The 12,056-nt window shown below is 64.7% G+C and carries 12 protein-coding genes and 1 pseudogene; 6 read left to right on the forward strand and 7 right to left on the reverse strand.

All coding sequences use genetic code 11. From position 1 onward, the window contains the following. Nucleotides 1-4: 4 nt before the first annotated feature. Together IB261_RS21680 and IB261_RS21685 are read right to left on the reverse strand one after the other, a co-directional pair. Nucleotides 5-1,186: a vWA domain-containing protein gene (locus IB261_RS21680; RefSeq protein ID WP_192381168.1), complete on the reverse strand. Its 1,182-nt coding sequence runs from the start codon at nt 1,184-1,186 to the stop codon at nt 5-7. A 134-nt stretch (nt 1,187-1,320) separates the two neighbouring features. Further along, nucleotides 1,321-2,166, reverse strand: a complete 846-nt coding sequence (locus IB261_RS21685) for an AAA family ATPase (protein ID WP_151187902.1) — start codon at nt 2,164-2,166, stop codon at nt 1,321-1,323. 230 nt (nt 2,167-2,396) lie between these two features. Here IB261_RS21685 and IB261_RS21690 point away from each other — a divergent pair, with 230 nt between their 5' ends. The 5 genes from IB261_RS21690 (at nt 2,397) to IB261_RS21710 (ending at nt 6,718) form a co-directional block, all read left to right on the forward strand. Then, the gene (locus tag IB261_RS21690; RefSeq protein WP_081520322.1) at nt 2,397-2,786 is read left to right on the forward strand and encodes a hypothetical protein; all 390 of its coding nucleotides are present in this window, start codon (nt 2,397-2,399) and stop codon (nt 2,784-2,786) included. Between the two features lie 22 nt (nt 2,787-2,808). Further along, complete coding sequence (locus IB261_RS21695) at nt 2,809-3,009, forward strand: helix-turn-helix transcriptional regulator (protein ID WP_192381167.1); 201 nt, start codon at nt 2,809-2,811, stop codon at nt 3,007-3,009. 81 nt (nt 3,010-3,090) lie between these two features. Further along, nucleotides 3,091-4,065 carry a cysteine synthase A gene (gene cysK, locus IB261_RS21700; RefSeq protein WP_081520320.1) on the forward strand — a complete coding sequence of 325 codons (975 nt, stop codon included), beginning with the start codon at nt 3,091-3,093 and terminating at the stop codon, nt 4,063-4,065. Nucleotides 4,066-4,276: 211 nt separating this feature from the next. Continuing rightward, nucleotides 4,277-5,371: a polyamine ABC transporter substrate-binding protein gene (locus IB261_RS21705; RefSeq protein WP_081520319.1), complete on the forward strand. Its 1,095-nt coding sequence runs from the start codon at nt 4,277-4,279 to the stop codon at nt 5,369-5,371. Between the two features lie 441 nt (nt 5,372-5,812). Continuing rightward, nucleotides 5,813-6,718 (forward strand): DMT family transporter, encoded by a 906-nt coding sequence (locus tag IB261_RS21710; RefSeq protein WP_192381166.1) that lies wholly within the window; start codon nt 5,813-5,815, stop codon nt 6,716-6,718. A gap of 48 nt (nt 6,719-6,766) precedes the next feature. On the opposite strand, the pseudogene IB261_RS21715 reads toward IB261_RS21710, so the two are convergent. Continuing rightward, nucleotides 6,767-7,673 (reverse strand): annotated as a pseudogene (locus tag IB261_RS21715) (DMT family transporter). Nucleotides 7,674-7,758: 85 nt separating this feature from the next. Further along, entirely contained in the window at nt 7,759-8,256 is a 498-nt protein-coding gene (locus tag IB261_RS21720; RefSeq protein WP_081520316.1) for a GNAT family N-acetyltransferase, read from the reverse strand. Between the two features lie 164 nt (nt 8,257-8,420). Between IB261_RS21720 and aceK the strand changes: the two genes are divergently transcribed. Then, on the forward strand, nt 8,421-10,157 hold the full coding sequence (gene aceK, locus IB261_RS21725) for a bifunctional isocitrate dehydrogenase kinase/phosphatase (protein ID WP_151187905.1): 1,737 nt from the start codon (nt 8,421-8,423) through the stop codon (nt 10,155-10,157). A 47-nt stretch (nt 10,158-10,204) separates the two neighbouring features. Here aceK and IB261_RS21730 read toward each other — a convergent pair whose 3' ends face one another. The 3 genes from IB261_RS21730 to IB261_RS21740 form a co-directional block, all read right to left on the reverse strand. Beyond that, entirely contained in the window at nt 10,205-10,729 is a 525-nt protein-coding gene (locus tag IB261_RS21730; RefSeq protein WP_192381165.1) for a DUF2937 family protein, read from the reverse strand. Between the two features lie 90 nt (nt 10,730-10,819). Then, nucleotides 10,820-11,593, reverse strand: a complete 774-nt coding sequence (locus IB261_RS21735) for a class II glutamine amidotransferase (RefSeq protein ID WP_151187906.1) — start codon at nt 11,591-11,593, stop codon at nt 10,820-10,822. A gap of 3 nt (nt 11,594-11,596) precedes the next feature. Then, nucleotides 11,597-12,043 carry an HIT family protein gene (locus IB261_RS21740; RefSeq protein WP_081520313.1) on the reverse strand — a complete coding sequence of 149 codons (447 nt, stop codon included), beginning with the start codon at nt 12,041-12,043 and terminating at the stop codon, nt 11,597-11,599. Between the last annotated feature and the right edge of the window lie 13 nt (nt 12,044-12,056).

A 12,056-nucleotide genomic window follows, 5' to 3' on the forward strand; every position in this document is an offset into this window, starting at 1 on the left:
GAACTCAACCACGGGAGAGGAAGCGCATGCCCTCTTCCAGACCGCTCAGGGTCAGCGGGAACATCTGTTCCTTCACCAGATCGCGCACCAGACCGGTGGAGGCGGTGTAGTTCCAGGCGTCCTTCGGGTACGGGTTGATCCAGATGAGCTTCTTGTATTTCTCCATGAAGCGCTGCATCCACACGTAGCCGGCTTCCTCGTTCCAGTGCTCGACGCTGCCGCCGGCCTGGGTGATCTCATAGGGCGCCATGGCGGCGTCGCCGACGAACACCACCTTGTAGTCCGGCCCGTATTTATGCAGCAGGTCGAAGGTGGCGGTGCGCTCGCTGGAGCGGCGCAGGTTGTTCTTCCACACCGACTCGTAGATGAAGTTGTGGAAGTAGAAGTACTCCAGGTGCTTGAACTCGGTCTTGCAGGCCGAGAACAGCTCCTCGCAGACCTTCACGTGGGCATCCATGGAACCGCCGATATCCAGCAGCAGCAGGAGCTTCACGGTGTTGCGGCGCTCGGGACGCATCTGGATGTTGAGCAGCCCGGCATCCTTGGCGGTGTGGTCGATGGTGCCGTCGATGTCCAGCTCTTCCGCCGCGCCCTCGCGGGCGAACTTGCGCAGGCGGCGCAGGGCGATCTTGATGTTGCGCGTACCCAGTTCGACCTGGTCGTCGAGGTTCTTGTACTCGCGCTGGTCCCACACCTTGGCGGCCTTGCCCTGGCGCTTGCCGGCGTCGCCGACGCGGATGCCCTCGGGGTTGAAGCCGCCGGAACCGAACGGGCTGGTGCCGCCGGTGCCGATCCACTTGTTGCCGCCGGCATGGCGTTCCTTCTGCTCTTCCAGGCGCTTCTTGAACTCCTCGATGAGCTTGTCCAGGCCACCCAGGGACTGGATCTGCGCGCGCTCCTCGTCGGTGAGCAGGCGCTCGAACTCCTTGCGCAGCCACTCTTCGGGGATCAGCGCCTTGAGGTGGTCGTCGAGCTTTTCCAGGCCCTTGAAGTAGGCGCCGAAGGCCCGGTCGAACTTATCGAAATGGCGCTCGTCCTTCACCATGATGGTGCGGGCGAGGTAGTAGAACTCGTCCATGTCGGCGAACACGACGCGGTGCTTGAGCGCGTCGATCAGGTCGAGCAGCTCGCGTACCGACACCGGCACCTTGGCCGCGCGCATTTCGTTGAACAGGTTGAGCAGCATGGATATGCCCTCACAGAAAATCGGACAGTCCCCTCGCCCATTGGGAGAGGGTCAGGGTGAGGGGGAAACACGGCGCGGTGGCCATGCCCTCACCCCTGCCCTCTCCCAGAGGGAGAGGGGGAAAAGCCAGAACATCAGCGACTGGCGCGACGGCTCATGAACGCCAGGCGTTCCAGCAGCTGCACATCCTGCTCGTTCTTCACCAGGGCGCCAGCCAGCGGCGGGATGGCCTTGGTGGGATCGCGCTCGCGCAGCACGGCTTCGCCGATGTTGTCGGCCATCAGCAGCTTCAGCCAGTCCACCAGTTCGGAGGTGGAGGGCTTCTTCTTCAGGCCTGGCACCTTGCGCACGTCGAAGAAGATGTCCAGCGCCTCGCTGACCAGCGTGCCGCTGATCTTCGGGTAGTGCACATCGACGATCTTCTGCAGGGTCTCGCGGTCGGGGAAGGCGATGTAGTGGAAGAAGCAGCGGCGCAGGAAGGCGTCCGGCAGTTCCTTCTCGTTGTTCGAGGTGATGATGATGATCGGGCGCTGTTTCGCCTTGATCGTCTCGTTGGTCTCGTAAACGTAGAACTCCATCTTGTCGAGTTCCTGCAACAGGTCGTTGGGGAACTCGATGTCGGCCTTGTCGATCTCGTCGATCAGCAGGATCACGCGCTCTTCGGCCTCGAAGGCCTCCCAGAGCTTGCCCTTCTTGATGTAGTTGCGCACGTCGTGGACCTTGTCCACGCCCAACTGCGAGTCGCGCAGGCGGCTGACCGCGTCGTACTCGTAGAGCCCCTGGTGGGCCTTGGTGGTGGACTTGATGTGCCAGGTGATCAGCTTGGCGCCGAAGGACTCCGCCAGCTGTTCGGCGAGCATGGTCTTGCCGGTGCCCGGCTCGCCTTTCACCAGCAGCGGGCGCTGCAGGGTGATGGCGGCGTTGACCGCCAGCTTGAGGTCGTCGGTGGCGACGTAGGACTGGGTGCCTTCGAACTTCATCGGTGAATCCTCGAACGATGCGGGCCGGGCGCTCTGCCGGGCCGGGCGAATGGTCGGACAAGCTGCGACTATACCGCGCAGCCAAGGCGAGTGTGAACGCAGACGCGGCATTCAGTCATTGAATGGCGGGTCAGGGGATGACTGATCGCAAATGGCCTGTCGATGACAAGTTTACTTTACATCGAAGAAACCCCGATGTTAAGTTCGCTTTACATCACAAGGAGACCGCGATGAATCCCGCCCTGCGCCGCTACACCCTGTCCTGCGCCGCCCTCATGTTCATTTACTCCGCCCTGGTCGCACTGATCAGCTGGGGGCTGGACCTGCAGAAGCTGCCTTATGCCCTGCGCGTCCTGGCCGCCGCTTCTCCGGCGCTGCCACTGCTGGCGATGCTCTATGTATTCGACCGCTACCTGCGCAGCGAGCCGGACGAATTCCTGCGTTTCCTGCTGTCCCGCGCCGCCATGCTGGCCGGCGGCGTGGTGGTCGGTCTGTTCAGCGCCTGGGGCTTCCTCGAGCAGTACGCCGCCTGGCCGCGTTTCCCGGTGATCCTCGCCTTCCCGTTGTTCTGGGCCGCCTACGGCGTGGCCGTGGTGCTGCTGCGCCGGCGCTTCGCCTGACCGATCCGAGAAAGGAGCAACCATGCACAATCGCCTCAAGGCACTGCGCGCCGAACGCGGCTGGAGCCAGCAGGACCTGGCCCTGCAACTGCAGGTTTCGCGGCAGAGCGTGATCGCCATCGAGAGTGGCAAGTTCGACCCCAGCCTGCCGCTGGCCTTTCGTATAGCCCGGGTCTTCGGCCTGCCCATCGAGGTCATCTTCAGCGACGCGCAGCCCGAGTGAGGCGGGTCCGCCGACTGGACTACGAAGCCCGCCGGGCATAGGCTGCTGGGTCTGCACAGCTCCGAACCTAAGGAACGCATCATGAGCCGCATTTTCGCCGACAACGCGCAGTCCATCGGCAACACGCCGCTGGTCCAGATCAACCGCATCGCCCCGCGCGGCGTCACCATCCTGGCCAAGATCGAAGGGCGCAACCCGGGCTACTCGGTGAAGTGCCGGATCGGCGCCAACATGATCTGGGATGCCGAGTCCGGCGGCCGCCTGAAGTCGGGCATGACCATCGTCGAGCCGACCTCCGGCAACACCGGCATCGGCCTCGCCTTCGTCGCCGCCGCCCGTGGCTACAAGCTGATCCTCACCATGCCCTCCTCCATGAGCCTGGAACGCCGCAAGGTGCTCAAGGCCCTGGGCGCCGAGATCGTCCTGACCGAGCCGGCCAAGGGCATGAAGGGCGCGATCGCCAAGGCCGAGGAAATCCTCGCCAGCGACCCGGCCAAGTACTTCATGCCGGCGCAGTTCGACAACCCGGCCAACCCGGCGATCCACGAAAAGACCACCGGCCCGGAAATCTGGAACGACACCGATGGCGCGGTCGACGTGCTGGTGGCCGGCGTCGGCACCGGCGGCACCCTCACCGGTGTGTCGCGCTTCATCAAGAACACCAAGGGCAAGCCGATCCTCTCGGTGGCTGTCGAGCCGGTCACCTCGCCGGTGATCAGCCAGGCCCTGGCCGGCGAAGAGATCAAGCCCAGCCCGCACAAGATCCAGGGCATCGGCGCCGGCTTCGTGCCGAAGAACCTCGACCTGTCGCTGGTCGACCGCGTCGCCACCATCGCCGACGAAGACGCCAAGAACATGGCCCTGCGCCTGATGCAGGAAGAAGGCATCCTCTGCGGCATCTCCAGTGGCGCCGCCATGGCCGCCGCGGTGAAGCTCGCCGAAGAGCCGAACATGCAGGGCAAGACCATTGTCGTGGTGCTGCCGGACTCGGGCGAGCGCTACCTCTCCACCATGCTCTTCGACGGCCTGTTCGAGGACCAGGAACTGGTCCAGTAAGCTCTATTCCGCCCCTCTGCGGGGCGGATTCCTACCTGCCGTTCCGAATCGGTGCGGCTCGGGTCACATGCGCTGTCTGCGGACCCGCAGGCAGCCATGGCCCCTCGCCATGTTCCGGCAAAATGGTTAATTCTTGCGCAGCCCGCGACGAAGCGTCGCCCATCTTTCGCGGATGGCCCGGGCTTTCCGCACCGTTGTCAGGAACACAAGAATGAAAATTTCCGCCCCGTTGCTCTCCACCCTTGCACTCTCCCTCTCCGTTGCCGCCGGCGCCGCCCAGGCCGATAACGTGAAGATCTACAACTGGTCCGACTACATCGCCCCGGACACCGTGCCGACCTTCACCAAGGAAACCGGCATCCAGGCGACCTACGACGTCTACGACAGCAACGAGACCCTCGATGGCAAGCTGATGACCGGCAAATCCGGTTACGACATCGTGGTGCCGTCGAACCACTTCATGGCCAAGCAGATCCAGGCCGGCGCGCTGAAGAAGCTGGACAAGAGCCAGCTGCCGAACTGGAAGAACCTCAACCCGGTGCTGATGAAGGCACTGGAAGTGAACGATCCGGGCAACGAGCACGGCTTCCCCTACCTGTGGGGCACCACCGGCATCGGCTACAACCCGGCCAAGATCAAGGAAGTGCTGGGCGACAACGCGCCGATCGACTCCTGGGACATCTTCTTCAAGCCCGAGTACATGGAGAAGCTGGCCAAGTGCGGCGTAGCGGTGCTGGACAACGGCCCGGAGCTGCTGCCGATCACCCTGAACTACCTGGGCCTGCCGCATCACAGCCAGAAACTGGATGACTACAAGAAGGCCGAGGAAGCGCTGCTCAAGGTGCGTCCGTACATCCGCTACTTCCACTCCTCCAAGTACGTCAGCGACCTGGCCAACGGCGAGATCTGCGTAGCCGTCGGCTTCTCCGGCGACATCCTGCAGGCCGCCACCCGCGCCAAGGAAGCCAAGAACGGCGTGGAAATCCAGTACTCCACGCCGAAGGAAGGCTCGCCGCTGTGGTTCGACATGGTCGCCATGCCCAACGACGCGCCGGATGAGAAGGCCGCCTACGCCTTCATGAACTACCTGCTGCGCCCCGAAGTAATGGCTGGCGTGAGCAACTACGTGCACTACGCCAACGGCAACCTGGCTGCCGACCCGCTGGTGGACAAGGCGATCAAGGCAGACCCTGCGATCTACCCGCCGCAGGACAAGATGGCCAAGCTGTTCGCCCTCGAATCCATGCCGATGAAGATCGACCGCGTGCGTACCCGCACCTGGAACACCATCAAGACCGGCAAGTAAGCGTCACCCTTGCCTGACAACGCGCGGCCCCGGCCGCGCGTTGTCGTTTTCGTCGCGCAAGTCGCGCTTTGCCGCGCAACTCGCACAGGGCTCGCCAGCGGCGATCCGGGCCGCTATAGTCAGCCCACGCAGCACAGATGCTGCCCCACTGAACAGGTTCGCCTTCCATGTCCCGATACCCATTGCCCGATCCGGCAATCACCGTTGCAGCCTCCCCGGCCTGCGGCGCGGGTGCGGGCGCGGCCTGCCCTCCCCCGCCCCCTGTCGTCGCTGTCGCGTCGCCTCCGCCTCCCGGTGCGGCCTACCCGCCACCCGGCGTGAGCTTCTGACGCCACACGCGTTTTCCATCGCCTGGTTTTCCGCGCTCAACTGACGCGGCGCCCGGTCTGTGTCCGGCCTATTGATGGCCGGTCGTGATCTGCCTGACGACAGGTGCATTGCATGATTTCGCTCAACCGTTCCTCCCTGGCCGCCCTGGCCAGCACCTCCCTGTTCGTGCTGCTGTGGAGCAGCGCCGCCATCATCAGCAAGTGGGGCCTGGCCCATGCTTCGCCGATGGTCTTCCTCATCGCCCGCTTCGGCACCGCGCTGGTGGCTCTGCTGATCCTCTCGCCGCTGATCGGCCTGCGCTGGCCGCGCGAGCGCAAGCAGGTGCGCCACGCCGTGCTCACCGGCCTGGTGATGCTGGGCATCTACCCGATCTTCTACCTGATGGCGCTGGACCTGCACGTCACCCCCGGCGTCATCGCCACCGTTCTGGGCGTGCAGCCGATGCTGACCAGCTTTCTGCTCGAACGCCGGCATTCGGCCCCGCGACTGGGCGGCCTCGCGCTGGGTCTGATCGGGCTGGTGATGGTGGTCTACCAGAGCATCGGACTGTCAGGCCTGACCTTCGCCGGCCTGGCCTGCTGCCTGCTGGCGCTGCTGTCGATCACCGGCGGCTCGATCCTGCAGAAGAGCATCCGCGAGAACCCGCTGGGCACACTGCCCCTGCAGTACATGGCCGGGCTCGCGCTGTGCATTGGCGTCGCGCCCTTCCAGCCGCTGCATGTGGAGTGGAACGCCGCGTTCATTCTCAGTGCGCTGTGGATGGGCCTGATGGTCTCGGTGCTGGCCACCGTGCTGCTCTACCGGATGATCGCGGCGGGCAACCTGGTCAACGTCACCAGCCTGTTCTACCTGGTGCCGGCGGTCACGGCGCTGATGGATTACGCGGTGTTCGGCAATCGCCTGTCCGCCCTTGGCCTGCTGGGCATGGGGCTGATCGTGCTGGGCTTGATGCTGGTCTTCCGCCCGGCAGCCCCGGCCAGTGAATCCAAGTCGACACAGGCTGTGGATAACCGCTAGCCGGCCCCGAAAGACGCAGGCGAGGATCGCTCCTCGCCTGCGCTTCGCTCAGTTGGCTGCCTCGGCCTTCGGCTGCGGCGCCGGGCGCAGTGCCAGCCACAGCGCCAGGGCAATCAGCACACCACCCTGCAGGTGTGCCCAGGAAAGCGACTCATCCAGCAGCAGCACGCCCCAGAACACACCGAACGGCGGAATCAGGAAGGTCACCGTCATGGTCTTCAGCGGGCCGATGCTGGCCAGCAGGCGGAAGTACAGGACGTAGGCGAAGGACGTGCAGAGGAAGCCCAGCCCGGCCAGCGCCAGCAGGATCTTCGGGTCGGCCAGCGGCGCCAGCGGCATGTCGAGGCTGGTACCGAGGAAGAACGGCAGCAGGCACAGGGTTGCGCCCATCTGGCTGCCCAGGGCAGAGACGGCGAAGTCCAGGCCGCCCTGGTCGTTGATCCAGCGCTTGGTGAAATACCCGGCGAAGCCGTAGCAGGTCGTCGCCACCAGGCAGGCGGCGGCGCCCCAGAGCACCTGGACATCGAAGGGGACCGGGCCGGCGCGGGTCAGCACCGCTACGCCCGCCAACCCCAGCAGCACGCCGAGCGCCTTGCCGCCGGTGAGCGCCTCACCGAAGAACAGCGAACCGATCAGCACGCCCATCAGCGGCGTGGTGGCGTTGAAGATCGCCGAATACCCCGCCGGCAGGAACTGCGCCGCCAGGCTGTACATCAGCACCGGGATGCCAGAGGCGATCACGCCGATCAGCAGAAGACGCACCAGCTTGCCGCGGAAATCCCAGCGCGTGCGCAGGGCCAGCATGATCACCACCAGCCCGATGGCCGACAGCAGCACACGGAAGAACGCCGTCGGCATCACGCCGATGGCAGGCACCCAGTTGGCGCATGAACAGGAAGCTGGCGCCCCAGATGGCGGCCAGCCCGAACATATTCAGCAGAGCAGCGGGATTCATCGCGAAAAGCTCCAGGGCAGGTAAGCCATCAGCCTACGCCGGCGGCAGACACCATCCATCCATAGCTGACTTTCAAAGTCCACTGTCAGATACGACGCAGGCGAGCCATGCTCAGCACGTCGGCGTAAACGCCGTCGCGCAGGGCGAATTCGCGCAGCGTTCCTTCCACCTCGAAACCGAACTTGCGGTACAGCGCGATGGCCGGCGCATTGTCGGTGTAGACGGTCAGCTCGACGCGACGCAGGCCCATCCAGTTGTCGGCGACGTCCATCAGTTCGGCCAGCAGCCGCGTGCCAATGCCGCGTCCCTGCCAAGCCACCGCGACGCCCATGCCGATGCTGCCGCAATGGCCACGACGCACGCGCGAACACTTGTCCAAGGTGGCAGTTCCTACCAATTCACCCTGATGCACAGCCGCCAGTGTCACCAGACTCTCGTCATCCAGGCACATGCGCTTGCGCCACAGGGCGGGAGCCTGATACGGCATCTGCAGCACCTGGCGAGCCACGGCGGGGTCGTTGTAAAGGGCAGTCAACGCGTCGATGTGCTGTTCGGTACAGCGCTCGATGTGAATCTCACTCATCGGGTATCAGCTCCTTGCCGAAAACGATTGCTCGAGGGAACGGGCTGACCAGCATACGCGCGAAATCTGCAGGAAAGCGGCGTCAAATGCCGACGAATCCGCCCTTTCCCAACCGATTCCTCATGGCTAAGCTCGCTGCACCAGAACCCAGCAGAGGCGCTCCCATGGCTCATCACTGGCCGGCGACCGAGATTGCGACCCTGATCCTCGAAGGCTTCGACGACTACCGCGCGAAGTTCCACCAGATCACCGCCGGGGCGCCCGCGCGTTTCGAGCAGGCACAGTGGCAGGAAGCCCAGCGCGCCTCCGCCGAACGCATCGAACTTTACGAGGAAATGGTCGCCGAGACCGTGGGCAGACTGACCCGCGCCATGGCCGGCATCGACCTGGTGGACGTGGAGCGCTGGCCCATCGCCAAGAGTGCCTACATCACCCTGATCGACCCGCGCCTGGACGATGAGTTGGCGGAAACCTGGTTCAACTCGATCTTCTGCGGCCTGTTCAGCCACGACAACATCAGCGACGGCACGATGTTCGTGCACACGACCCGGCCCTCGCTGCGCGCCCATTCGCGTGATCCGCACACCCGCATCTACCGCCCCGGCGGCCAGCTGCGCCAGGCGCTGGAAAGCATCTTCGACGACTACCGTTTCGCCGTGGACTACGATGACCGCGAACGCGACCTGCAGCGCCTGGACAGCCTGCTGCACGCCAACCTGCCGGACTGGGTGTGCAAGGACCCGACTCTGACCATCGAACTGATCGGCTCGGTGTTCTACCGCAACAAGGGCGCCTACCTGGTCGGCCGCCTGTTCACCCCGGAAGAACAGTGGCCGCTGGTGTTCCCGCTGGTGCACCACGAAGGGCGCGGCATCCAGTTCGACACGGTGATCACCGACGAGGCGGAAGTCTCGATCATCTTCTCCTTCACCCGCTCCTACTTCATGGTCGACGCGCCGGTGCCGGCGGAGATGGTCGCCTTCCTCAAGCGCCTGCTGCCGGGCAAGCACATCGCCGAGCTGTACACCTCCATCGGCTTCTACAAGCAGGGCAAGAGCGAGTTCTACCGCGCACTGATCAACCACCTGGCGACCACCGACGACCGCTTCGTCATGGCTCCCGGCGTGCGCGGCATGGTGATGAGCGTGTTCACCCTGCCCGGCTTCAACACCGTGTTCAAGATCATCAAGGACAACTTCAACCCGGCCAAGACCGTGGACCACGCCACGGTGATCCAGAAGTACCAGCTGGTGAAGAATCATGACCGCGTCGGGCGCCTGGCCGATACCCAGCAGTTCGCCGACTTCCGCTTCCCGGTACGCAAGTTCGACCCCGACTGCCTCGCCGAACTGCTGGACGTCGCGCCCTCCACCGTGATGCTCGAAGGCGACGTGGTGCTGATCCGTCACTGCTGGACCGAGCGCCGCATGACCCCGCTGAACATCTACCTGGAGCACGCCACGCCGGCGCAGGTGGAAGAAGCGCTGAAAGACTACGGCCTGGCGATCAAGCAACTGGCGGCGGCGAACATCTTCCCCGGCGACATGCTGCTGAAGAACTTCGGCGTCACCCGCCATGGCCGCGTGGTGTTCTACGACTACGACGAGATCTGCTACCTCACCGAAGTCCATTTCCGCCACATCCCGCCAGCGCGCTACGAGGAAGACGAGATGTCCTCCGAGCCCTGGTATTCGGTGGGGCCGATGGATGTGTTCCCGGAAGAGTTCCCGCGCTTCCTGTTCGTCGACCTGAAGCTGCGCCGGCAATTCGCCAAGCTGCACGGCAACCTGTTCGACGCGGATTACTGGAAGGGACTGCAGGAGCAGATTCGCGCGGGGAAAGTGATCGACGTGTTCCCCTACCGCCGCCACGAATCGCCGGAGGAAGCGCTGGCGCGCTAGGCCAAGTCAGGCGCGCTCCTGCTGGAGCGCGCCCTTATGAAAAACCGTCAGTTCCAGTGCCGCCGCGAGGCGCGACGGTTGTCCCCCAGGCCAACCAGGGCTGCCAGCGAAGCCATCAGCACCTCGGCGATCCACGCCAGCAGCAGCCCGCCGGCCAGCGCCCAGCCAATGGCCTCGGGCTCCAGCACCACCTGGTAGCGGTAGTTCTCGTAGGTTTCCTGCAGCAATTCATGGTTTGGCGCCGTCACCATGTGCAGGGCGCGCTGGTACCAGGGGCCCTGCAGGGCCAGCCATTCATTCTCGAACAGCTGGGCACGGCGCATCAGGCGCTCGATGTTGTCGGCGTCACGCTGGAAGACCGGGTCGGCACTCCCGCGGTAATGCGCCACCAGGGCACTCAGGTCACCCTTGAAGAACTGCCCCGATGTGTCCTTGAAGCCCTGCAGCGCCTGGGTCGCCTCGATGCGATGGGCGTCGACGCGTTGCGCGTAATCCTTGATGAAGCCCGGCACCTGGACCGCGACCATCAGCCCCAGTGCAAACAGCACCATGCGTACGTAGCTGCGCAGCATTCTTTCCCCCTTCGTTCTTATGGATGTGCAAGGCGACGCCGGATTCTCCCGCTTGCCGCACCGGCATTCCGGGAATGCTTCACGTCCCGATCAGATGCGGCCCTGGGTGACGATCTCGCCACGCCACCAGAGCATCCATTCGCCGCCCTGCATCAGGGTCCAGCTTTCGTTGTCGGTCAACGGTTCGGTGGCGATCACCGTGACCACATCGTTGGGTGTGGTTTCCGACTGGAAGTCCACCGTGACGTCGGCATCGCGCAGGCGTGCCGGCCCGAATGGCGCGCGGCGGGTGATCCAGGCCAGCTTGGTGCTGCAGAAGGTAAACAGCCAGTCGCCGTCACTGAGCAGGCAGTTGAACACGCCCTTCTCGCGGTAGGAGGCGCAGGCGGTGACCAGGGTGGGCAGCAACACCTCCACCGGCACTGGCTCGGGGAAGGCACGGCGCACGCGGTTGAGCAGATCGCAGAAGGCTGCTTCGCTGTCGGTGTCGCCCACCGCGCGGTAGAGACCGGGCTCGGGATGGAAGTCGGCGAGCTGGCCGTTGTGGGCGAAGGTCCAGTAGCGCCCGCCCATTTCGCGCACGAACGGGTGGGTGTTGGACAGGCAGACCTTGCCGACGTTGGCCTGGCGGATATGGCCGATCACCGCCTCGCTCTTGATCGGGTAGCGCTGCACCAGCCGCGCGACTTCCGAATCGACGCTGGCGGACGGGTCCTGGAACAGCCGCACACCGCGCCCTTCATAGAAGGCGATGCCCCAGCCGTCGCGGTGCGGGCCGGTGCCGCCGCCGCGCTGCATCAGCCCGGTGAAGCTGAAGACGATGTCCGTCGGGACGTTGGCGCTCATGCCGAGCAACTCGCACATGAATCAGTTCTCCTCCATCAGTGCCTCGCGCAGCTGATGCAGCTCGCGTTCCAGGCGATTCTGCATCCTTTTCCGCCCCAGCGGCAGGAACCGCGTGAGCACGCGCAGCAGCAGGGCCGGCAGGTCGTTCAGCTCACGCGGGATAAGGTGCAGATGAAAATGTTCGACGTGCTGGTTGGCCGCGGGGCCATCGTTCACCAGCAGATTGATGCCGACCCGCCCGTAGCCGGCACGACGCAGCACGCGCTCCATGCGCTCGGCCAGCGGGATCAGGTCCTGCTGCGCCGCTTCGGATAGTTGGTGCAGGAAGGTCGCGTGCTCGCGGGCCACCAGCAGCAGGTGCGCGGGGCGCAGCGGGTAGATGTCCAGCAGCACGATGAAATGGTCGTCTTCGTAGAGGATACGGGCCGGCACGCGACCGGCCGCGATGGCGCAGAACACGCAGTCCATGGGAACTCCTCGA

Origin of the sequence: Pseudomonas sp. PDM20 (assembly GCF_014852575.3) — a bacterium.
In the GTDB taxonomy this organism is placed as follows: Bacteria; Pseudomonadota; Gammaproteobacteria; order Pseudomonadales; family Pseudomonadaceae; genus Pseudomonas.